This is a genomic window from Pantoea sp. SGAir0215 (assembly GCF_043543215.1).
Genome location: NZ_CP028031.1, coordinates 1,251,381 through 1,275,004, shown reverse-complemented (window position 1 = coordinate 1,275,004; position 23,624 = coordinate 1,251,381). Strand labels below are relative to the sequence as shown.

General features: G+C 54.9%; 17 protein-coding genes. 4 read left to right on the top strand and 13 right to left on the bottom strand.

The genetic code is table 11. The features are described 5' to 3' along the window. Positions 1 to 29: 29 nt before the first annotated feature. Complete coding sequence (locus C1N64_RS06010; protein WP_367143324.1) at positions 30 to 2,147, top strand: TonB-dependent siderophore receptor; 2,118 nt, start codon at positions 30 to 32, stop codon at positions 2,145 to 2,147. A gap of 38 nt (positions 2,148 to 2,185) precedes the next feature. On the opposite strand, the gene C1N64_RS06005 is transcribed toward C1N64_RS06010, so the two are convergent. The 5 genes from C1N64_RS06005 to C1N64_RS05985 form a co-directional block, all read right to left on the bottom strand. Next, positions 2,186 to 3,418, bottom strand: coding sequence for an MFS transporter (locus C1N64_RS06005; protein ID WP_033740203.1), 1,233 nt, complete (start codon positions 3,416 to 3,418; stop codon positions 2,186 to 2,188). Between the two features lie 79 nt (positions 3,419 to 3,497). Continuing rightward, the gene (locus C1N64_RS06000; protein WP_394515332.1) at positions 3,498 to 5,849 is read right to left on the bottom strand and encodes a GNAT family N-acetyltransferase; all 2,352 of its coding nucleotides are present in this window, start codon (positions 5,847 to 5,849) and stop codon (positions 3,498 to 3,500) included. 1 nt (position 5,850) lies between these two features. Next, positions 5,851 to 7,143, bottom strand: a complete 1,293-nt coding sequence (locus C1N64_RS05995) for a lysine N(6)-hydroxylase/L-ornithine N(5)-oxygenase family protein (protein ID WP_110267872.1) — start codon at positions 7,141 to 7,143, stop codon at positions 5,851 to 5,853. 10 nt (positions 7,144 to 7,153) lie between these two features. Then, the gene (locus C1N64_RS05990) at positions 7,154 to 8,707 is read right to left on the bottom strand and encodes a pyridoxal phosphate-dependent decarboxylase family protein (protein ID WP_205957268.1); all 1,554 of its coding nucleotides are present in this window, start codon (positions 8,705 to 8,707) and stop codon (positions 7,154 to 7,156) included. 440 nt (positions 8,708 to 9,147) lie between these two features. Further along, a complete protein-coding gene (locus C1N64_RS05985; RefSeq protein WP_367143327.1) occupies positions 9,148 to 10,734 on the bottom strand; it encodes a methyl-accepting chemotaxis protein in 1,587 nt (528 codons plus the stop codon). Between the two features lie 551 nt (positions 10,735 to 11,285). Here C1N64_RS05985 and deoR point away from each other — a divergent pair. Both deoR and ettA read left to right on the top strand, forming a co-directional pair. Next, on the top strand, positions 11,286 to 12,050 hold the full coding sequence (gene deoR / locus C1N64_RS05980; protein WP_033740198.1) for a DNA-binding transcriptional repressor DeoR: 765 nt from the start codon (positions 11,286 to 11,288) through the stop codon (positions 12,048 to 12,050). 197 nt (positions 12,051 to 12,247) lie between these two features. Next, positions 12,248 to 13,915: an energy-dependent translational throttle protein EttA gene (gene ettA / locus C1N64_RS05975; RefSeq protein ID WP_006118292.1), complete on the top strand. Its 1,668-nt coding sequence runs from the start codon at positions 12,248 to 12,250 to the stop codon at positions 13,913 to 13,915. Between the two features lie 36 nt (positions 13,916 to 13,951). Here ettA and C1N64_RS05970 read toward each other — a convergent pair whose 3' ends face one another. Then, positions 13,952 to 14,848, bottom strand: coding sequence for a LysR family transcriptional regulator (locus tag C1N64_RS05970; protein WP_039338795.1), 897 nt, complete (start codon positions 14,846 to 14,848; stop codon positions 13,952 to 13,954). 96 nt (positions 14,849 to 14,944) lie between these two features. On the opposite strand from C1N64_RS05970, the gene C1N64_RS05965 reads away from it, so the two are divergent. Next, positions 14,945 to 15,946 carry a zinc-binding alcohol dehydrogenase family protein gene (locus tag C1N64_RS05965; RefSeq protein ID WP_006118291.1) on the top strand — a complete coding sequence of 334 codons (1,002 nt, stop codon included), beginning with the start codon at positions 14,945 to 14,947 and terminating at the stop codon, positions 15,944 to 15,946. A 43-nt stretch (positions 15,947 to 15,989) separates the two neighbouring features. Here the strand turns inward: C1N64_RS05965 and C1N64_RS05960 are convergent, their stop codons facing one another. From C1N64_RS05960 to C1N64_RS05930, 7 genes are all read right to left on the bottom strand, one after another. Further along, entirely contained in the window at positions 15,990 to 16,745 is a 756-nt protein-coding gene (locus C1N64_RS05960; RefSeq protein WP_367143328.1) for a fimbrial biogenesis chaperone, read from the bottom strand. Between the two features lies 1 nt (position 16,746). Beyond that, positions 16,747 to 18,030, bottom strand: a complete 1,284-nt coding sequence (locus tag C1N64_RS05955; protein WP_058702092.1) for a fimbrial protein — start codon at positions 18,028 to 18,030, stop codon at positions 16,747 to 16,749. Between the two features lie 14 nt (positions 18,031 to 18,044). Next, positions 18,045 to 20,567, bottom strand: coding sequence for a fimbria/pilus outer membrane usher protein (locus C1N64_RS05950; protein WP_394515331.1), 2,523 nt, complete (start codon positions 20,565 to 20,567; stop codon positions 18,045 to 18,047). A 5-nt stretch (positions 20,568 to 20,572) separates the two neighbouring features. Next, a complete protein-coding gene (locus C1N64_RS05945) occupies positions 20,573 to 21,262 on the bottom strand; it encodes a fimbrial biogenesis chaperone (protein WP_205952610.1) in 690 nt (229 codons plus the stop codon). Positions 21,263 to 21,301: 39 nt separating this feature from the next. Beyond that, the gene (locus tag C1N64_RS05940) at positions 21,302 to 21,799 is read right to left on the bottom strand and encodes a fimbrial protein (protein ID WP_226374626.1); all 498 of its coding nucleotides are present in this window, start codon (positions 21,797 to 21,799) and stop codon (positions 21,302 to 21,304) included. A 301-nt stretch (positions 21,800 to 22,100) separates the two neighbouring features. After that, positions 22,101 to 22,550, bottom strand: a complete 450-nt coding sequence (locus tag C1N64_RS05935; RefSeq protein WP_006121842.1) for a hypothetical protein — start codon at positions 22,548 to 22,550, stop codon at positions 22,101 to 22,103. Next, complete coding sequence (locus C1N64_RS05930; RefSeq protein ID WP_394515330.1) at positions 22,550 to 23,467, bottom strand: winged helix-turn-helix domain-containing protein; 918 nt, start codon at positions 23,465 to 23,467, stop codon at positions 22,550 to 22,552. The genes C1N64_RS05935 and C1N64_RS05930 overlap by 1 nt, the downstream gene beginning before the upstream one ends. Between the last annotated feature and the right edge of the window lie 157 nt (positions 23,468 to 23,624).

The window sequence follows — 23,624 nt, the reverse complement described above, 5'->3', positions numbered from 1 at the left end:
GTTGTATTTGCCTTTGTAAGGGATAAACAATGAGAATGCCTTTTGGCCCGAAACGGTTAGCGCTACTGTGTTCCATCGCCATTGCCGCCCCTGCGGTCTCCTTTGCCGCCGATACGCTGGTGGTGACAGCAAAGCCGGAAGAAACATCGACCACGCCCACTGAAGGCTACACGGCGACCGTCAGTAAAGGGGCAACCAAAACCGATCGTCCTTTGATCACCACCGGTCAGTCCGTTTCGGTCGTGACGCGCCAGCAAATGGCCGATCAGGGCGCAATGGATGTGAATCAGGCGCTTAACTACACCGCCGGTGCCTTCACGAACTTCGCTGGCGCAGCCACCCGCTACGACACGGTCTCTCTGCGCGGCTTCCACGGCGGCGATGTCGATAACATTTTCCTGGACGGTCTGCGTCTGATGAGCGATCCCGGCAGCTATAACGTGCTGCAGGTCGATCCCTGGTTCCTCGACCGTATTGATGTGATCAAAGGTCCTTCTTCTGCCCTCTATGGACAGACGGTGCCGGGTGGCTTAGTGATGGAAAGCTCCAGACGTCCGCAGTATGCGCCTGAGGGACATTTCCGTTTGTCTACCGGCAACCATAACACCAACGGCGCTGCGTTTGATTACACCAATGCCATCAACGATCAGTGGGCGTTTCGTCTGACCGGCATAACGCGCAACAGTGATACGCAGTACGATCACACACGCGAAGAAAAATATGCGATTTCGCCTTCACTGCTGTGGCAACCTGATGAGGATACGTCACTCCTGCTGCGCGCTTATCTGCAAAAAGATCCGTCCGGCGGCTATCACAGTGCCGTGCCAGGGGACGGCAGCATCACCGAACATAACGGGCGTAAGCTCAGCACCGGTTTCTATGATGGCGACAGCGCGCTGGATCAGTTCAAGCGGCGAGAGCAGATTTACAGCGCGGAATTCGCTCACCGCTTTAATGAAACCTGGGCGTTTCGCTCGAATGCCAGCTACTCCCATTCCAATGTCGATCTGGATCAGGTTTATCAGATTGGCTGGGCATCACCGCAGTCAGAACTGCTCAATCGCTACTATTCCGGCTCGCGTTCGTCGCTGCAGGCGTACGCGATTGATAACCAGCTGGAAGCCGACTTTGATACCGGTCCGGTGGATCACAAGGTGGTGCTCGGTGCGGAATACCATCAGTACACGAACGATTTACGGGGTGCCAGCGGTCCGGCCAGTTCACTCAATGCGCTGACAGGTCAGGCCATGGGCGTGAATCCGGCTTACGTGTTTACAAATTCACAGCGTCGTTACTATCAAACCGGCGTGTACCTGCAGGATGAGCTGAAATGGGACAAATGGCATCTGGATCTCTCAGGCCGCTACGATCGCATCGTTTCTGAAAACCGCCAGTACAGCACCGATACCCAATATCGTCGTCAGGATGATCACGTCAGTGGCCGGGCGGCGCTGCTGTATGCCTTTGATAACGGGATTTCGCCCTACGTCAGCTACAGCCAGGCCATTACGCCACAATCCCTTTCCGGACGGGATGGTAACCTGCTGAAGCCAACGACCTCGGAGCAGTATGAGACCGGCATTAAGTACCAGCCCGTGGGCACGTCCGATCTCTACTCCGCCGCGATCTACGACCTGACACAGAATGATGTCGGTAACCGCGTGGTAGTAGGCTCCTATTATGAACCGGCTGGCAAAGTGCACTCTCAGGGCCTCGAACTGGAAGCGCATAATCAGCTCACCCCGCGACTGAGCACGCTGGCGAGCGTGACGGTGAACCATGTGCGCTTCAAAGATTCCATCGACGGCAATAACGGCCACACGCCTTACGTGACGCCTGACTCGATGGCGTCTGCCTGGGCGAAATACCAGTTTGATGCGGGAATCAGCGTCGGTGCTGGCGTGCGTTACATTGGTCGGCAGTGGGCAGACAATGAGAACACCACACGTCTGCCTTCCGCTACGCTGTTTGACGCCTCGGTCCGCGCTGATTTAGGTGCCTGGAACAGCAGCCTCAAAGGCGCGTTTGTGCAGCTTAATGCCAATAACCTGACCGATCGCGACTACGTTTCTGCCTGCTACGGCACGGGCTTCTGCTACTGGGGCGCAGAGCGCACCGTGGTGGCGACCGTCGGCTACGATTTCTGATCCCTCCCAGGGCGGCAATCCGTGCCGCCTGTCACCGCTTATGCCACAGCGGCGCAATGTCGCCGCTGTTTTTCTCGCAGAAAAACACGTACTAACCACAGCCACAGCACACCACAGATCAGGTTCAACAGGCTGAAGCCTGCGGTACCGCCATGAAAATAGGCCGCTTTGCCTGCCTCAATCCCAAAAGCAAAGACCACCATACTGACCATGCCCAGCATCGCTGCCACGCTGCCCTTCCCTGCCTGACTGGAAAATAACGTCAGTCGGTACAGTCCGGCATTGACCATCCCGCTGCCGAAGCCGTACAGGCTGAGGCCAGCCGTGAGCCCAATGTAGCTGTCCGCCTGCCATAACGTGCTCAGCGCAGCGATCAAAAGCCCTGTAACCACAGGCCAGGCCCCCAACCGTAACGGCTGCTCGACGGAGAGACGGCTGGCCAGTCGTCCCAGCGTGAGATTCCCGGCAATCATTGCCATAAAGACCGGCAGTTGAAGCAGTGCGTAATCCAGTCGGCTCAGGCCCAGACCGTGAATCAGGATAACAGGCGAAAGCGCGACCCATGTCAGGCAGGGAATCGTCACCAGGCCAATAGCCAGCGAACCGCACATCACCTGGCGGTCTTTTAGCAACGCATAATAGCCCGCCGCCAGCGACGGCAGCGATACGGAGGTGCGTCTGTCACCTGCGGTTTCCGGCATCGACAGGCCCAGGCCAATGAGCGACAGCGCGGCCAGAGCAGCGAAAAACAGAAACAGTGTGCGCCAGTCTGCGACGGCCAGAAACGCCGTACCCGCCAGCGGCCCGGCCAGCGGAGCCAGCAGCGCAACGTTCGCCATCAGCGCCATCATCTTTACGCTGAGTGCCTCGTCAAAAGCCTCCTGAATGGCGGCATAGCCCACCGCACCGATAAAGCACAGGCTGATGCCCTGCAGAAAGCGCAGCAGGATAAACGGCCCGATGCCCTGCACCCAGTGCGTCGCCAGACAGGTCAGCATAAAAAACGCAACACCGGTCAGCAGGACCGGACGGCGGCCCAGCTTGTCGGACAGCGGCCCCAGGAGCCACTGTAACAGCATCCCGCCCATCAGATAGGCGGTCAGCGAGGTGGCCACCCACTCCGGGCCCACGTGAAACGCCTGTGTGACCCGCAGCATGCCGGGCTGAATCATGTCATGGGCGAGATAGGTGGCAAACTCAAACAGCACCAGCGATAAAGGAAATAACAGATGTCGTCGCGTCAGGCGCGAGACAGGTTGAAAACGAGCCATCGTCAGTATTATCCAGTAAAACGAGAAAAACGCGGCCGCCAGGGCGACCGCGCTGATGGGAAAGGCGGTGATAATCCCGTTAACGCCACCGGGCGACAGGATTCTCCAGCGTGCCGGCAAACTTGAGGTTTTCGGCAGGATCGGACAGGTTGATCATCTGCTGATTATTGGCCAGCTGCAGGCGGTTCAGACAGGAGCGGGTAAAGGTGGGCGCAAACATATCGTAGCGGGCAAATTTACTGGCCAGCTGCGGATGCGCCTGCTGATAATCCTTCACGCACTGTGCCACCAACTGCCAGAACTGACTCTCGGGCAGCGTACCTGACTGGTGCAAAATCGCGCTGATAAAGCGGAAGATGCAGTCGAAGACGTCGGTAAAAATCGACAACAGTTTCAGTTCTTCAGGCACGTCTACTGCCAGACGCTGGACGTTCTCCGGCAGCACCGCCTCCGGGTTCATGACGGCGATTTCTTCGCCAATGTCTTTCATGTAGGCGCTGACCGGCACATTGTTTTCCAGCAGCAGGATCAGATTTTCGCCGTGGGGCATAAACACCAGATCGTGTTGATAGAAGCAGTGCAGCAGCGGACTGAGGTAACAGTTAAGGTAACGTTCAACCCACTGTGCCGCGGGGAGGCCTGAGTCGGCGATCAGTGCGGGCAGTAACGGCTGCTGATGGTGATCAACATGCAGGAACGCCGCCATGGTCATCAAGCGCTGGCCGGGCTGCAGATCAGGAACCGGATTATCGCGCCACAGGGCCGCAAACATTTTCTTATAGGCGGAATCGCCCTTAATGGCACGTTCGTAATGGCGGTTGTGATAGCCCACGGCGGCCACCTCGCGCAGGATGCGGAAGTTGCAGCACTGAAGCCAGCTGTCGTTTGCCACCAGCGTTTCCAGCCATTCATTAATCGCAGGCGTGGTCGCCATATAGTACGGCGACAAGCCGCGCATAAAGCCCATGTTGAGTACCGACAGGGCGGTTTTCACATAACGCTTGTGGGGCTGACTGCGGTTAAAGAAGGTACGAATCGACTGCTGCGCCTGATACTGGTCATCACCGATGCCCAGATAAATAATGTCCCGACTGGCAATATCCGCCGCAAACACCGTCAGCAGCTTGTTCTGCCACTGCCACGGATGCACGGGCATAAAGATATAGTCCTCGGGTTCCACCCCGTGGCTTGTCAGCTGAGCCGCGAACCGATCCAGAATGGACTGCCCTAGCTCCTCCTGCAGCAACTGCGTATAGCTCAGCGCGCTGAGGCTGAAGAAATGGGCATGACGACGATGCACGGCTACCCAGATGAGATTTACCGGCGCGGCGGCCTCTGGAGCATAAGCCAGGTAATCCCGCGCATCGAAGCCGATGCGGCCGTTATTGGCGACGAAGCAGGGATGCCCTTCCGTCATGGAGGATTCCACGGTCTGGAAGTCCGCTTTTACCAGCGCCTGGCTGTCTGGATTCTGCTTCTGCAACTTAAATACGCTGCTGCATAAGGTGCTGCTGATCTCTTCCATGTAGGTGGCTAACAGCGCCTGAGGAATGCCGATCTGCGCATTAAACTCCTCAATAAACTGCAGCGCATCCAGCGGTAACGCCCGACCATTCTCCTGCTTTTCCAGTGAGGCAACGTCGATATCCCAGTGGTCCAGCGCCAGACGCTGAGCGGAAAAATGGTACTCTGCCTCGGCACCCGGCACGGCCAGGCGATAACGTCCTGGGTGCATTTCGTCGGGGACGATCAGCTTTTCATGCGCGAATTCGGCAATCGCTTTACGAATCAGTAAACGGTTAGCCTGCAGCCAGTGAGGTCCGGTGAGATGGGCACCGGTTAACAGTGAGGTGGCGTGATTCATTCGTGAGTCCTGCAGTAATGCCTGTTGATAATCGTCGCGCTGACAGAAGGCCAGCCAGGCGGTTTTGTGGCCCATATCAATGGTGTGCTGGTAGCGAAAACCCGCACGTTTGTTCAGGCGATGGATTTTGTCGTTGCGCACATCCGGTTCGACCACCACGCGACTGACCTCGGGGCGGCTGAACAGGTAGTCCATAACGGTGCTGAAGACCTGCCAGCTAAATTCCCTGACCGGGGTTTCCGCGGGCGCGATCAGAATATGCATGCCGTAGTCGTCCGGCTGAGCGGGATAGTATTTACCTACTTCATCCTCGCGGGCGCGATAGCATTCGACAAGGAAGGCCGGTTCACCATTGCAGCAGCCGATCAACGCCGCATGCGGATCCCTGGCCGTCAGCTGGTGGTAAAAGTCGGCGACCTGCTCTGGTGTGTCATTCTGCATTCCCCAGAAGCGGGCATAGTCGCGCGTCACCCAGCGATGAATCAGCGTGGCGTCAGCGGCCTGCATGGGGCGGAGGGTAAACTGGCCTGCCGGGCGGGCGGCAGTGAAAAGCGTTAACTGTGACATATTACGATTCCGATTGAGCCGGGAAAGTCTGGAAGGCAATCTGCCGTTCGACGGGATAGATCTCTTTGCCGGTGATTTCACGCAGCAGCACCGAATTGCGATAGCAGGCCATGCCCAGATCCGGTGTAACGAAGCCGTGCGTGTGCAGCTCCGCGTTCTGCACGAAGATCTGGTTGTGGCGATCAATGCTGTAGTTACGCTGAACGTCGTAACGGCCCTTCTCGTCCCAGCGCAGACGCTGGCTGATGCCTTCAATAAACATCGGCGGACGATACTGATAGCCCGTTGCCATCACCAGACCGTGCGTACGGCGGGTAAAGGCACAATCCTGCTCCTGCTGATGCAGCGCGAGCTCGAACTCTCCGTTGGGTAACGCGCGCATTCCGGTCAGTTCTGAATGGGTGAACAGGTTAACGTTCAGCGCGCCATCCAGTTGCTTAACGTACATCAGATCGTAAATAGCGTTGATCAGCGTGCTGTTGATGCCTTTATAGAGATTTTTGTGACGCGCATTCAGCGCATCGCGTTTCTCACCCGGCAGCGCGTGGAAATAGTCCACCCATTCTGGCGAGGTCATCTCCAGCGTCAGTTTGGTATATTCCAGCGGATAAAAGCGTGGCGCACGGGTTATCCAGTTCAGCTGATAGCCAAACCGATCGATCTCCGTAAGCAGATCGTAATAGATCTCTGCCGCGCTCTGCCCGCTACCCAGTACGGTAATGGACGGTTTTTTCTGCAAATCCGCCTTATTCGCCAGATACTGACTGGAGTGCGTAAAACGCGACCGGTATGGATGGCTGCAGCCAGGCAGCCAGGCTTCAGGACCGGTGCCCAACACCAGCCTGCGGGTCAGCCAGTCCTGCTGCTGCCCACTGACCGTATCGACTGCCCGCACGCGGTAGCACTGTAACGCTTCGTCGTAGCTCACATAGTCCACGCGCGTGTTCCAGCGCAGGTTACTCAGCTTTGAACAGGCCCACTGACAGTACTGGTTGTACTCTTTACGCATCAGGAAAAAGTCTTCGCGGATATAGAACGAATACAGTTTTCCTTTCTGCTTCATATAATTCAGCAGACTGTAAGGACTGGTGGGATCGGCCAGCGTCACCAAATCGGCCATAAACGGCGTTTGCAGATGCGCACTTTCCAGCATCATGCCGGTATGCCAGTCAAAGCCCGGATTCTGATCCAGAAAGAGGCCATTCAGCCCTTCAACAGGTTCACTCAGACAGGCCAGGCTGAGATTGAAAGGACCGATGCCAATTCCGATAAAGTCATAAATGTTGTCGTTCATCGTACCGTTCTCACTGGTTAGCGGCTTGCAAAGTCAGGTCACGTGCCTGCTCCCGGCCGTAATGGACAATCAGGGCAATGACGTCTTCCATGTCGGCCACCGTAGTGGTGGGATTCAGCAGGGTAAATTTGAGGTACTGGTGACCCTCGACTTTCGTACCGGCGATCACCGCGTTACCCGAGCGGAACAGCGCCTTGCGGATACCGGCATTGATGGCATCCAGCTGAGCGGCCCGCATGTCAGGCCGGGGTACGAAACGGAAGATTTGTGTGGTCAGTTCAGGCGCATGCAGCACCTCAATAGACGGATGGGCTTTCAGCAACTGATGGGTTGCCTCGGTCAACGTCAGGATGGTATCGAATGCTTCCCCCAGCGCCGCCGGGCCCATGATGCGCAACGTCAGCCACATTTTCAGCGCGTCAAACCGGCGCGTCGTCTGAATACTTTTGTTGACCAGGTTTGGCGTCCCTTCCTGCTGGGCGCTGAGCGGATTGAGGTAATCGGCATGGTGCGTCACATGGCTGAGGTGCTGTTTATCGCGCACGAAAAACGCCCCGCAGCTGACGGTCTGGAAGAATGACTTGTGGTAATCCACCGTCACCGAGTCCGCTTTTTCGATACCACTGAGGCGCTGCCGCTGCGTTTCAGATACCAGCAGGCCACAGCCGTAAGCCGCATCGACGTGCATCCAGATGCCGTACTGCTGACACAGATCCGCGATAGCGTTCAGCGGATCGATACTGCCAAAATCGGTGGTGCCACTGGTGGCCACGACGGCGATGGGAATCAGGCCCTGCGCATGGCAGTGCTCAATTTCGCGCTCAAGCTGTACGCTGTCCATGCGGTAGTGTTCGTCGTAATCCACGGAAATCACCGCATCGTAGCCCAGGCCAAGAATCGCCATCGACTTCTGAATACTGAAATGACTCAGTCGGGAGGTCAGCACGCGCCATTTCGCGGCCTCCGCCGGCAACCCCTTATGCTTGATCAGGTGACCCGGATGGTGCGTGGCGCACCAACTGTCCCGCGCCAGCAGCATCGCCATCAGGTTGGACTGCGTACCGCCACTGGTAAAGATGCCGTCTGCGCTCGCAGGCAGGCCGATGCGGCCCAGCGTCCAGTCAATGACCTTCTGCTCAATCAGCGTGCCGCCCGCGCTTTGATCCCAGGTATCGACGGAGCTGTTTACCGCCGCCATGATCTGCTCTGCCAGCAGCGAGGGCAGCACAACCGGGCAGTTAAGATGGGCGACATATTTGGGGTGGTGGAACCAGACGGCATCGCGCAGGTAAAGTGACCGCAGCTCTTCCAACGCGGCTTCGTTGCTGCCCAGAGGCTGATCAAGGTCGACGGCGCTGAACGCCGGGGCCAGCTCATGGGGCAGGATTCCGCTGAACGGCTTCTCCACGCGCTGCACCGTGCTGCTGATCAGCGCCAGCGCCGCGTGCGTTTGCTGCTGCCACGCCGTAATCTGCGCCTCGTTAAAGATGACGTCCTGAGCCGCAGGAATATCTTCAGACAGATGTCGGCGCGGGACCGACAGAGTTTGCTTACGTAACACCATATCCTGTTCCTTTGTTTAAGACGTAAGTCGCCTGGCCGCCCCGGTAAAAGGGCAGCAGATCGTGCCAGACCGCACGTGTCAGTTCAGATTCGGTAATCTTTAGCCGGTACAGCTAACCCATCAGCCCTGAAAAATTGAGAATTTATGTTCGCAAAAATCCAAAAAACTACATTTTGTGTGGTTTATTTGTATTTACTGAGTGATTGTTAACGAAAATGACAACATAAATAATAATCATTATCATTCAATTTATGGAAGTGTAACCATTCTCATAAGTATGACTAATATCTATTTACGTGATCTTGATCACAAAAAGTAGGCGAAAAGAGCCGCCAGGCTGACAAAACAGGCTTCCCCACGGCCCTGATGCCGTAGGGAAGTGCTGTTTTCAAGATGTGAATACAGATGACGGGATGCAGAGGCTCAGCCCCGGCACGGTTCTACATTGCGGTCTGGGCATCGAGCCTGAATACACTGACGTTCTCAACCAGCGCGCTGACCTGCTGGTCTAATGCCCGTGCGGACTGGGCTGACTGCTGTGATAAGGTTGCGTTTTGCTGCGTCGCGGCATCCATATGCGTCACCGCCAAATTGACTTGTTCAATACCGGCACTCTGTTCAGCGCTGGCAGCAGAGATATTCTCCATGAGCGTACACAGCTGTTTTACGCTCTCAACGATCGCCTGCATGGATGCCCCCGCGCCTTTTACAAGTGAATTGCCTTGCGCAACCAGCGTCACCGATCGATCCGTGAGTCCCCGAATCTCGCGGGCCGCCGTAGCGGAACGCTGCGCCAGTGCACGGACCTCTGAAGCGACAACGGCAAAACCGCGTCCGTCGTTACCAGCACGGGCGGCTTCTACCGCCGCGTTAAGGGCCAAAATATTCGTCTGGAAAGCAATGCCGTCAATTACCGTAACGATGTCATTAATTTCGCGTGAAAACTGATGGATATCTTCCATGGCAATGACCACTTTTTCGACCACCTCACCGCCATCATCGGCGCGCTGGCGCGTATCACGTGCAATGATGCTGGCATGATGGGCATTTTCTGCATTGATTTTTACAACAGAGGTCAGTTGTTCCATTGACGCCGCCGTTTCTTCCAGCGCACTGGCTTGCGCTTCATTACGTGAAGAAAGCTCACGGCTGCCATGTGCCACCTGATCTGTCGTGGCCGCAATGGCCTCTGTTCCACCGCGAACACCGATCACAATGCGTGTCAGGCTCGTATTCATATCGCGCAGTGCGGCCATCAATTGTGCCGTTTCATCACGTCCGCTGACGCTAATACGGGCGCGCAGGTCACCCGCTGCTACCGTTTTGGCTATCGTGATTGCCTGTTTCAACGGTTGCGTAATGCTCTGGATAAGCCACCATGTAATTCCCGCGCCCACTAACAGGATGCATCCCATTGCGATCAGCAACAGCAGGCGCGTTTGTTGGTAATGCGCAAGGTTACTCGCATCAATGTCCCGATGCATTTCCTGCGCACGCGCTAAGGTCGACGTGACCAGCGCATCGATTTGCTGGGTGGGCGCACGATCAATGCCCGTTACCTGATGATCGACCCGCGCGGGGCTGCTGATGTCGTTGATAACATAGCTGTTCAGCGCCGTCAGGTACTGGCGTTCCAGCCCGGCATGCGCCGCGCGCGCCTGCTCAACCGGGGCAACTGGCAGGTTCAGCTTGGCCTGAATCTGACTGAGCCGGGTCAATAATTGCTGCGTTTTCTGGCTTTCATTCAAAAAGGCCGTTTTATATTTATCAAATGTATTTTGTCCTTGTGTCCCACGCAGCAGAATATTCTTCCACTCCTGCACTTGTATTTTGAACTGCACCTGCGCGCTGCGCGCAGTATCAATACTTTCTGCAATGAGCATCTCCTTTGCCATAACGGCCTGACTGTTCTCTAAAGCCTGTCCGTTAACACGTAATCCGTTCACCCCCATCAACAGGGTTGCAAGCAGCAGCAACGTGGCAAGAAAACCGAGTCTTTGACCAATTTTAAATCGATTGAGCTTCATAAAAACTGTTACCTGATGAATAAATAGGAGAACAAACGTGACTTTCGTCACATTGATTATCGTCCTGGCGGGTAGCAACCTTTATGGAGCCGGTTGAGGAAATAACGTGACACTTTTGTGACAGAAAGCCCCCAAATAGCGACATTTTTACCCATAATATCTTGCCTTGCGCTTTCACAGCCTGTGCGCTTTGACCTGTAGAGGAGGTTGCTCAGCGGGCATTGCCGGTGCGACCTGCGCACTGGCATATTGCGCTGCGGTATAAGCCGTCCGATATCGCGCAAAGACATTGTTAAAATTTCAACATCACACATCGGCTTATTGCAGGTTACAGTACGGTTCCCCGGTTGGCATGCCAGCGATTTACGGGATAATCGCTTTGCAGGTAAGATAAAAAACGGATGCGTCGAGCATGCAACGCCTTCTTTTTTTGCCTTTATCAAAGGTCACGAAGTGAAAACGGGCGAGTTGAACGCCCCCGTTACCGGCCACCTTCGCGGTGTAACAGACATATGACGTCCACCTCAAGGAATACAGGTTCAGAGATGACAATGGAAACCCGCCGCGACGAACGTCTGCGCAAACTCGCTCTGGCACTGAAGCGCACCGATAAACTTCACCTGAAGGATGCCGCCCGGTTGCTGGACGTCTCAGAGATGACGATTCGCCGGGATCTGAGCGAACCGACATCCAGCGTCGTCCTGCTCGGCGGCTATATCGTCAGCGATCCCAGAAGCCAACCCGGTCACTATTTTGTCTCCGATCAGCACGGCCAAAACGCCACCCGCAAACAGCAGCTGGCGCAGGCGGCGGCAGGTCTGATCGGGGAGAACGATACCGTCTTTTTCGACTGCGGGACGACCTTGCCCTATGTGGTGGATGCCATTCCGGATGCCCTGCCCTTCACCGCCATCTGCTGTGCCATGAATACTTTTCTGGCGTTAAAAGAAAAGCCCGCCTGCCATGTCATCCTGAGCGGCGGTGAATTCCATGCGGATAACGCCTTATTCACGCCGGTGGGCGGACAGTGCATTCTGGATGACCTGTGCCCTGACCTGGCCTTTATTTCTGCGGCAGGCGTCAGCCACGATCAGGGCGCGACCTGCTATAACCTCAATGAACTGCCCATGAAACACCACGCCATGCGGCGCGCCCGCCAGCGAATTCTGGTGGCGGACAGCAGCAAATACGGGAAAGTGTTACCGGCCCGCATTGGCGCACTTTCACGCTTCGACCTGCTGGTCAGCGACAGCGCGCCAGATGCCACGCTGAGTCAGTGGTTAGCGCAACAGTCTATTCCCGTGCGGCTGCCCTGACTTCAGCCTGTCCACCGGCGTTCTGATGCGCGTTGCCCTGTGCCGGGTCGGTCTGACAACGGACATAAATCAAACAGTTATTCTGAACCCGCGGCCGCCATCGAATAATCCCGTCCCCTCGGCTGTGATTAGGCGGCGAAAAAGGCTAAACTTCGACATCATCCAAACGACAAACAGACCCAGAGGCTCAATACAACGTGGCTCAATTCGTCTATAGCATGCATCGCGTTGGCAAAGTGGTACCGCCAAAGCGTCATATTCTGAAAAACATCTCCCTCAGCTTCTTCCCCGGTGCGAAAATTGGCGTACTCGGCCTGAACGGTGCCGGTAAATCGACGCTGCTGCGCATCATGGCAGGCATCGATAAAGACATCGAAGGGGAAGCCCGTCCACAGCCCGGTATCAAAATTGGTTACCTGCCGCAGGAACCGCAGCTCAACCTTGAGCACACCGTGCGTGAATCCGTTGAAGAAGCGCTGTCGGAAGTGGTTGGCGCGCTGAAACGCCTTGATGAGGTTTATGCGCTTTACGCCGAAGAAGATGCGGATTTTGACAAGCTGGCAGCTGAGCAGGGACGTCTGGAAGAGATCATTCAGGCACACGACGGCCATAACCTGAACACACAGCTGGAACGTGCCGCCGATGCGCTGCGCCTGCCAGACTGGGACGCCAAAATCGCGAACCTGTCCGGTGGTGAACGCCGCCGTGTTGCGCTGTGCCGCCTGCTGCTGGAAAAGCCAGACATGCTGCTGCTGGACGAACCGACGAACCACCTGGACGCCGAATCGGTCGCCTGGCTGGAACGCTTCCTGCATGACTTCGAAGGCACCGTGGTCGCGATTACCCACGACCGTTACTTCCTGGATAACGTTGCCGGCTGGATCCTGGAACTTGACCGTGGTGAGGGGATTCCGTGGGAAGGTAACTACTCTTCATGGCTGGAGCAGAAAGATGCCCGTCTGGCACAGGAAGCTTCGACTGAAGCGGCCCGTCGTAAATCTATCGAGAAAGAGCTGGAGTGGGTACGTAAAGGGCCAAAAGGCCAGCAGTCTAAAGGCAAAGCCCGTCTGGCACGCTTTGAAGAGCTGAACAATACCGACTACCAGAAACGTAACGAAACCAACGAACTGTTTATTCCGCCGGGTGCCCGCCTGGGTGATAAGGTGCTGGAAGTCAGCCACCTGCGTAAATCCTACGGTGACCGCGTGCTGATTGACGATCTGTCGTTCTCGGTACCGAAAGGTGCCATCGTCGGCATTATCGGTCCGAACGGGGCCGGTAAATCCACGCTGTTCCGCATGATGTCCGGTCAGGAACAACCGGATTCCGGTGAGATCGTGCTGGGTGAAACCGTGAAGCTGGCCTCTGTCGATCAGTTCCGTGACAGCATGGATAACGCCAAAACCGTGTGGGAAGAAGTCTCCGGCGGCCAGGACATCATGCGTATCGGCAACACGGAAATGCCAAGCCGCGCCTATGTCGGACGCTTTAACTTTAAAGGCGTCGATCAGGGCAAACGCGTCGGTGAGTTATCCGGTGGTGAGCGGGGCCGTCTGCATCTGGCAAAACTGCTGCAGGTTGGCGGCAACATGCTGCTGCTCGATGAACCGACCAACGACCTGGACATTGAAACCCTGCGCGCGCTGGAAAACGCCCTGCTTGAATTCCCTGGCTGTGCCATGGTGATCTCGCATGACCGTTGGTTCCTTGACCGCATCGCGACGCACATTCTGGACTACCAGGATGAAGGGAAGATCGAGTTCTTCGAAGGTAACTTTACCGAATACGAAGAGTACAAGAAACGCACGCTGGGCGCGGATGCGCTGGAGCCGAAGCGCATCAAGTACAAGCGTATTGCCAAATGATTCAGGGGCGGCAGCAATGCCGCCCTTTTCTTTTCCTCAGCGGTAAAAGTCGCGAAACACCGGCGACTGCAACGCAAATTCAATAAACCTCATCAGCGCGGGCGAATTCAGTTTACGACTGGGATAGACCAGCCACAGCTCGTTTCCCTCAACCGTCCATTCGGGTAACACCTGCACCAGGCGCGCATCGCGCATCTCCCCGTCCGTTAAGAAACGCGGCAGTAGCGTAATGCCGGCATGCCCCAGCGCCGATTCGCGGGCATAGAGCAAATTGTCGGTCAGGTGCGCGGGCGGCAGCAGCCAGCGATGATACTGACTGTCGCGTTTAAGCACCCACTCGTTCCAGGCGCGGTGCGCGATACAGCGATGTTCAGCCAGCTGCTGCGGATGAGTAACCGGCGGATGCTGATCGAGATAAGTCTGCGAGGCCACCAGCAATCGCTCGCAGTAGCCGACACGCCGCCCAATCAGAGACGATTCCTGTGGCTGGCCGGTGCGTAAGGCAAGATCAAAGCCATCCTGTACCAGGTCGCGAATCTCGTCTGAAACGGAAATGTCCAGCGTGACATCAGGATAACGCCGTAAAAATGCGGCGTTACAGCGCGCCAGTAAGGTTGCCCCAATACCTGCCGGGCTGGTGATGCGCAGGCGACCGCTGGGATTTTCCCGCAGGTTGGCAATCGCCTGTTCGGCACGTTCGCTGGCCTGCATCATCTCCTGACAGTGCAGCAGATAACGCTCCCCGGCAAAGGTCAGGTTAAGCTGGCGCGTCGTCCGGTTTAACAGCCGGATGCCCAGCCGCTGCTCAAGCTGGCTGATACGTTGACTGACGCTGGATTTGGGCAAACCTGCCCGCTCTGCCGCAGCGGTAAAGCTGCCGCACTCCGCCACCAGCGCAAACAGCGCCATATCCTGCCACTCACGAAACGCCATTGTTCACCTCAGACGAACACTCTAATAACTATTGTCCATCTTATCAGCCTGGCGGTGGGGTTCTACACTTGAAGAAACACTACAGGAGAATAAATTATGTCTGTCCGCGCGATTGCTGTTGATCCCGAAAACCCAAAAAACTTCACCGAAATTTTCCCGGAAACGCCTGTACCCGGCGAGTATGACCTGCGTGTCCAGGTAAAAGCCGCCTCGGTCAACCCGGTGGATACCAAGGTGCATAAAGGCGCGATCAAAAATGGTTTGCAGGTGCCGCGTATCCTCGGCTGGGATGCCAGCGGCGTGGTGCTGGAAACCGGCAGCAAAGTCACGGGCTTCAAGCCCGGGGATGAAGTGTACTATGCAGGCGATATTACCCGCCCAGGCAGTAACAGCACCGAACAGTTAGTCGATTCCCGTATCACTGGCCATAAGCCGAAAACGCTCGACTGGGCGGCCTCTGCGGCGATTCCTTTAACGGCGCTTACCGCCTGGGAAGGTTTGTTCGAGCGACTGGATATGGCAGCCGCGCGTGACGATCAAACGCTGTTGATCGTTGGCGGCGCAGGCGGTGTAGGCTCTCTGGCGATTCCGCTGGCGAAAATGCGCAGCAAGGCGAAAGTGATTGCCACCGCGTCACGGGAAGACTCTGCCCAGTGGTGCCGCGATCGCGGGGCCGACCTGGTGATCAACTATAAAGACATGCCCGCTGAGCTGGAAAAGCACGGCATTAAGCAGGTCGACTACATTTTCTGCCTTAACGACACTGACGGCCACTGGGAAACCATGAGCCAGCTCATCGCGCCCCAGGGTCATATCTGCACCATCGTCGAGAACGAACATCCGCTGTCAATGGATCAACTGAAGCTTAAGAGCGCCTCGCTGCACTTTGAGTTTATGTACACTCGCAGCATGTTCACCACGCCGGATATGGCGCAACAGGGTGAGATTCTGAACAGCGTTGCCCGCCTGTTAGATGACGGAAAGCTGCAAACCACCCTGAGTGAAACCCTGCACGGGTTAAGTGTGGAAACCCTGGAAGCGGCCCACCAGCGTGTACTGGAAGGCCATATGCGCGGCAAAGTGGTCATGGTTTACTGATCACCTGCGGATGCCGGTCCGTGCGGCATCCGCTCGGCCCGTTTCACGGGGCTTCCTCGGAGGGAGCCACAGGCGTGGTAAAAGCCTGCGGGTTCCCCTCATCGTCCAGCGCCGTGTAATCAACAAGGATCTGGCTCGCCGCGGAAGGCGACGCGTTTCCCATCAGGGGATACTCTTTGCTGGAAAAAGGCGCGAGCGTTTTATCCCCGTCCAGATAAACGGTGTAGCCTTTTCCGCCTGCCCGCACGGTCATTTTGCCCGGCGTGAAAAAGTAGCCACTACGGTTGGTGGCACGAATGAAAACCTGCCCCTGCATTTTCCTGACCTGATAGGTGACGGCGTTCACCCGTGCCGTAAACGGTATCGCCTTCTTAAACGGTCTGTTGATCACTTTAAGTTGGGTATTCAGCGCCATGCTGATCTTATCGCTGCCCGGCTGTATCGTTCCTTTTTTTACGGCGCTGATTTCGTACAGATTGAGCCAGTAAAGGGATTCCCGATCCTGTGGCAGCGTTGCGGCCAGCTCAGTGCGTAAAACGGTAATCTGTTTTTTTTCATCTTTGTTCAGCGTAAAAACGCCGGGAAGCGCGACAAAAGGAAAGGCTTTACTGCCCGGCGATTTTTCCGGAGCGCCGCTGTCGACCCAGGTCTGGATCAGCACGGGTGCGTCGCCGCTGTTAACCAGCAGTAACGGGGTTTGCACCTCGCCGGGATGGAAGATCAGTCGGCTTTGCTGCGGAATGACCGCGGCCTGAGCGTTAATCACGATACACATCCATAACCAAAGAAACGTTTTCATCTTATTGCAGCCGAATGAGGATAGATGCGGTTGCATCAACATGGCCCGCCGTCACCGTTTTACCCGGGAGCTTTGCCAGACGGGCGTTAAAAGTTCGCTGATACAGTTTCTCGTCATTCTGCTGGCTGCCGCTGATCACCTGCGCGTCCTCCAGCACCGGTCGCCAGCCCGCACTCCCGCTGAAGCTGCTCCAGCTTAAAAAGGAGACGGGCTGGCCACCTGACGTTTCCAGCTGAATGCCCACGCCTTTCGCCAGCGACGGTAAACTGTCGTAATGATCGGACACCAGGTAGCGCGAAAGACCATCTCCCGTCGTCAGTCCCAACTGCTGCGCCTGCAGCCACGCGGCGTAGCTCGGTTGAAACCCCAGAGACAGCTGACCCGACTGAACGCCAGAGAGGTTTTCGGTTCCGTTCGCACAGGCCAGCGTAATGCTGAGCGGCGCCGTCACCGCCTGGCCTTCATTGAGCGCATTGATGCTGATGCCGGGGAAAAGGACGTTTGCGGTATAATTCTCCACCCGGCAGCCCTGGGTCATATTTTGCGTCAGAGTGGCGACCGGCGCGGTATTCATCCCAAAGGCCATGTAACGTCCGGTTCCCCAGGTTTCAAAATGGTTCCAGCTGTCCTGACCCGCTTCGGGCACATTCATCCCCGGCCCCATAAACACCACATAGCCATTGGGCTGGTTGCAACTGTAGGAGCCAGTGTAATTATCAGCCGCCGCCCAGAGGCAGCCCCACGACGCGTAACCCGGCGTGCGGTTGTTTCTGTCGGTACGAATGAGCTCCGCGCTGATGGGGCTGAAGTCGCGTCCCCGGATCAGGATTTTATTTCCCTGTATTTCATACTGGGTGAGCGGTACTTTTTGCCAGATACGGGTAAAGGGCCTGCCACTGCGCACGTGAACCAGTTTTAACGCGGTATAGGGAAAGTAGGTCTGGAAATAACTGTCCCCCATGTCCCAGGCGCCGCCAACGTTACTGTCGCCATTGGTGGCGAAGACCTCATACAGCTGATCTTTATCGGCAAGATCACACTGGTACAACACACGGTCGGGATTGCTGTTATTGACAGCCGGTACGACCCGAAACACCGAGCGGGCCAGCACCGTGCCGGCCGGCTGATAACGCAGATTCATTAATGCGATATTGCCGAAGTTAAGTGGCGCACCGCAGGCATCACAGCCCTGATCGACCGGGTTTACCCGGGTGCAGGTCGCGTAAGCCGGGAGCCATGCGGTCAAAAAAAAGAATGTCATTACCGCTAAAACGCGTTTCATCATTAACACCTTAGAATCTAAAAACGACAGACGGCATCCGCGTAGGTCATCACCGCGTCAGGTTCAGGTTGAGGAATGTGGTAATCCATCACACAGGACGATTGCGCATCGTCGCCCCAGACGGCTTTCAGTCGGCCCTGGGTTTTCGCCACACGTAACCAGGCATTGCCGCCCTGGCCAAACGTGCCCACGCGCTTGCCCGTCTCATCCAGCAGATCCGCGCCCACAGGCACCATAGCATCGCGATTCGTGCGGGTTTTCAGCATCAGGGGATAACCGCGTAAGGTTCTGAACGACACCTTCACCATCGCACCGGCATAAGGCGCGACACTTTTTTCGCTGTCCTGAATTTCCACATGACCGTCGCTGCCGCTGGCACCCAGCGTAATGGTGTTGTAGTGATACGGGTTGAGCGAAGGGACCAGCGCATAGCCAAAGCGATCGATTTCACTGCCCTGGCTGTTCAGGATCCGTGCGCCCCTGGCCCCTTTCGCCTCGACGAGGGCGAAGGTATCGCCCAGATAATGGCCTAACGTCACACCACCGCTGTGGATCACCGCCGCCCCCATGGCGTTAACGGACATCTGATTAAACCGTGAAGAGGTCGAGGCAGTACCGGTCACGCTGGCCTCAGAAAAGGTTTTGCCCAGGCTGCCGCTTACTGTCGTGTCACGCTGCTGCTGATCGCGATTCACATTCAGGCTGTAGCTGGTGCCGCTCTCACCACTCAGCCCGCTGAGCGACGCTGTGTAATTACTGCCGTTCTGGCTTCCACGGGATCCCCCCAGAGCCAGGTAAGGTGAAGTGGCGTCCGTGCCCAGCGGCACAGAGACACTGACCTGTAACTGGGTATCTTTATAAAACGTCTCGTCTGCGTACTGAGCCATGACAGCTCTGCGCGGATCGGTGGCATAGGCTCTGCGCGAATACTGGCGGGACAGGGAAATATTCAGTGCGATGTTTTTGGGCAGCACCGTGCCATAACCGACCTGAAACTGTGTCGTCCGTGAGCGACCGTCATAGTAATTTTGCTTCGAGCCGGAGAGATAGATGTTGCCCCACTGCCCCAGCGTCTGATTCAGGGTCATCTGCAGGCGGGTACGCTGCATATATTCGCTGGTAATACTGTTGCGGCCCGGCGTTTCCGCATTCTTCAGTGCAATCACGTCGTTGAGATCGCGGTAACCCTGGGTGGAATACTGGTAGCCCGCAAACGTCAGAGTGGTATTCGTGGGCTGAAAGGTCCGGCTGTAACTCAGTGCGTAACGCCATCCCTGGGTCGACTCACCGCCGTTCAGAACCGCGCTGGAATACGCGCTGTTAAATCCCACGGCCCCTGTGTCTGAAGCCCAGACGCCGCCAGCCAGCACGGCATGATAGCGTTCACCCAGCCTGACGCCGCCGTTCAGCGTAATGGCATTGCTCAGGCCGTGCCTGACGGTTAACTCAGTAAAGGTGTTGGCTTTGCTGTAATCCCTGACTTTACCGGCGGCAAAGTTGTAGTCTGTCCGGCCTGGACGCAGCGACTGCGGTAAGACCGCATACGGCACACTAAAACGATGCAGGCTGCCGTCAGACTCCTGAACCTCCACGCTGAGATCGCCGCCATAGCTCACCGGGCTCAGGTCATTGATCGTAAACGGCCCTGGCGGCACGGTTGTCTGATATATCCGTTGCTTGCCCTGCCAGACCGTCACGCGGGCATTGCTGTTTGCCACGCCGCGCACCAGCGGTGCATAACCCCGAACAGAATCCGGCAGCATACGGTCATCAGAGTCCAGACTGACCCCGTTGAAACTGACCGCCGTAAACAGATCGCCGTTACTGAAAAGCTCGCCTATGCCCGCCTCACTTCGTAATGACGGCAGCGCACGTTGTACCCAGGCCCTGGCGCTTTGCCAGCGATTGCCGACCTCGTCATGCGTAAAGTTTCCCTGTTGACGAAAACGCCACATGCCGACATTGATGCCACTGTTAATACCCAGATACGTGGATTCGAAACGCTGCGCATTTTTATAATCGGAATAGAACTGGTTCAGATTGTAATTCACGAACCCCATGGTCGTGCCCGCCGTCAGGTTTTCGGGCGCGATATAGCCGACGGGCCGCTGAACCCGCATCGCCTGTGGGACGGTAACGTCTACACGCAGGCTGCCCGTATTCACGTTAACTGACGCGCCCGTCAAAAGCGCATCGGGCCTGCCACAGTCTTTCGCCTTGAGCGCAGTGAGATAGTGGGCTTTGACGCCGAAGGCCTGATAAAAGGACAACGGCAGGCATACCGAAAGCGCTCTACCCGCACGAACGATATCAACCGACGTGGACTGTTGAAATTTACCGTTGAGATAAAGATCGACATCATAGCGGCCGGGCTGGAACCAGGCGTCCTGCACATTGTCAGGCATCGCAATCTGTCCAGGCAGCATTTCGCGCACTAAAGCAGGATCAAACAGATAGTCATCCTGACCTTCAGCCGCCTGACCGCCCCGGAGGAAAAGCAGACTCAAAGCGAACAATAAGAATAATGAGACTATATTCATTTCTGCTACTTTTCGTTCACGTTTATTCTTTCGTCGGCACCAAAATCATTAATAAGAACGGCGTTAAGCGTATATCCCTGAAGGGATGACTGGCCTTTTAACGTAATACGCTGCTCACTAAACGGTGCCAGCGTCACGGCTTCATGCCAGGGAACACGGTTATTTCCTTTAACCAACGCAAAAGATCGAATATTGGCGTAAAAGGGCGAGGCATTGCGGAAAACGATGTCATGTCCCTGAATATGGTATGAGAGCGCATTCTTCAGGTTATCCATGGAAAAATTCAGTCCATTTGGGCGAACGATAACCTTTACTCTGTTCTTAATAATCAAATAGAGTTTATTCTTATCCTCCAGCCCTTTTTTTAACGAGGGGATCTCGGTGTAATCCATATAAAACAGTGACTCTCTGTCCTGAGGAAGATTATTCTCCGTCACGTTGAGCTTTACCGTTTGGCCGGCTTCAGGAGCAATCCTGAATATTTGCGGCAACGCCACAAAAGGGGGGACAGAATGATTATTGAGATTGATCGCCTGAATCTGAATCAGCGCTGGCTGATCGCCAGTATTCGTAAACTGAAGCGTTTTTTCTTTTTTCGCACCGTCTACAATGACGCGCGTGCCATTTAATACGACGCTTGCCTGACAAAACATGGCTGAAAAGGCCAGAAAAAGAAGAACTAGAGACTTCAACACAGGGTTCTCCTGCCCCCTTAAAATAAGGGGGCCTGATGATTAGGGATAGCTGACAGAATATTGAACGCTACTTAAAACCGTACCGGCGCCCGCCTTTCCAGAGTCGCTGTAATAGACGACTGAAAAGTTTTGCGATGCGCTGGTGCTTCCGCTTTCCAGCGTCATACCGGTGACCCTGGCCGTCCCACCCGACAAATCTATCGCGTTGTCGTTACTGTCCAGTAAACGCAGCGCCACGTTTTCGGCGGTGCCGGTATTGAGTAAATCGCCGGTGGGCGAAATATTATTGCCAGCCAAATTAATTGCCATTGCCTGTGTTGATCCGGCGTCCGGTGCGACGCAACCGGTTAAGTTAATCGTAAAAGGTGTTTTACCGGCGGTTGATTTTGCTGTACTCAACTCGGCCGTTGAAACGGTCGGCAGCAAAATAATCGGGCTGCCGGTTGCATCATTAACATTGACGTTACAGGTTTGTGCATTGACCTCACCCTGAAAGCGAATTGTATTTTCTGAGGCTGCAAAAACATGGCAAGACATTAAACTCGCACTCCATACAACAAGCGTCATGCAGCGTGAAAAAGAGCTGGCTTTCATTGATTCCCTCTTATGATTTTTGATGAATAAAGATGCGCATTGGCGGCGAGGATCATAAGGCGCACGGCAGGGGAACGGTGTGTGAAGTGTTCTGAGCTTATGTGAAGGAATGCACCATCAAATAGAAAGATATTTAAATTCAATTAGATGGTGTTAATCCTCTGTTACTGAAATGAGAGTCCCCTTAAGATAACCACAGACCGGGAACCCACAAAGAACATTAACGATCGCCACGTTTTATGGCTTATTTTTCGCAGAGGTAAAGCGGAACAGGGCCCGAATAAAATGTCCAGGTGTCAATACCCGTCCTTTTGATGACAAAGGGAAACGTCGCCCCCACGTTAATAAAAAATGCCGGCAGCCACTTTTGCTGTTCCTGCTGGGACATTTGATTATCCGGGGACGATTCAATTAATGTTGACCGGGCAAGGTACAGATCGCCCTCGCGCTGATAAGTAAACCGGATAATTTTGCTCAGACGAGTAACGTTATTATCGTGATCGGTGAGTCGGCCGGTGATGGCGATAACACCGTGCCCCTCTCGCATATCATGAGAGGTGATGACGGAAAATGTCTCACCATTTCTGATGTAATTACTGTTTGCAATACAATGGACAGAATCCTGTCTGAATAAAAACACGACAATGCCTGCTGCTGTCATCACGATTACAGCCAACAGAAAGGTTAACTTCACTACTTACTCCTTATATAATAATACGAAATACAGTCGGGGGAGCCGAAAAACGAGAGTGCATTTTTACATTGCAGTACCGAAATGCGTTCACCATTGGTAAATGCCGTGATATAAATCTTTCGTCGTTCTGTACAACTGACTTTACTGTCAACGGCGATGCGCGCGACCAGGCCATTACCGGCTTTTTCATTGGCGTATATTTCACATCCATTCATATCAAACCGTTTAATAAAAATCATCTCGTGGCGGTGAAGTGAAAAGGTCATGATGGCAAAACCACAAACCAGTATCGTCATCACCGCCAGTCCCGTGATAAAAAGATGCCGTGTCGAAATAGCATAGCGATAAGCGCCTTTGCTGACAGTGAATTCAGCAGGCTCAGGACGGCTGATGGGCTGTTGAGATTCTGGTTCAGAATACGGTGCGTTCTTAATAAGGTTTTCTGAAATATCCTCATCATCCTGAATAACGGATTCCGTTGTATCGCACGCACTCGCCTCTTCACCGGACGTAGCGAAGGGCGGAATATTCTGTTCGTCTTTCTGGTCGTTTTTTCCTGCCCCAGCGTCCTCATCAGCAGGCGCAATTGTCGACTCCTCAATAAGAATCGCATTTGCCAGCATGAAGCCACGGCGTGGAATGGTCCTGATCACATCCTGACGGATATTGCATGCCACCAGCGCTTTTCTGATGAGCGAAATACTTTGATATAACGCATTGGCACTGACCTCCATCCCAAACCGTCGCCAGGCATACTGATAAAACGCCTCATGATCGACAATTTCGCCCTGCCGCGCGATCAGCAATTCAAAACAATATGAGACTGAAGAATGCAGCTTCAGCACCTGATTATTACCAACAATTTCCCTTTTCCCAGGATAAAAAACCACTTCATTACCAATACTTATCTTTTTCATATTATTAAATCCGGATATATCCTTATTTCTGTCTTATGAATGCTCCCTTAATATAAGCCAGTAAATAATATTGAACTTACATTTAACATAAACAAACAGAAGAAATAAAATAATTTCAGACTTTAAATACGAAATAATGTTACTCAGGAATTCAAAA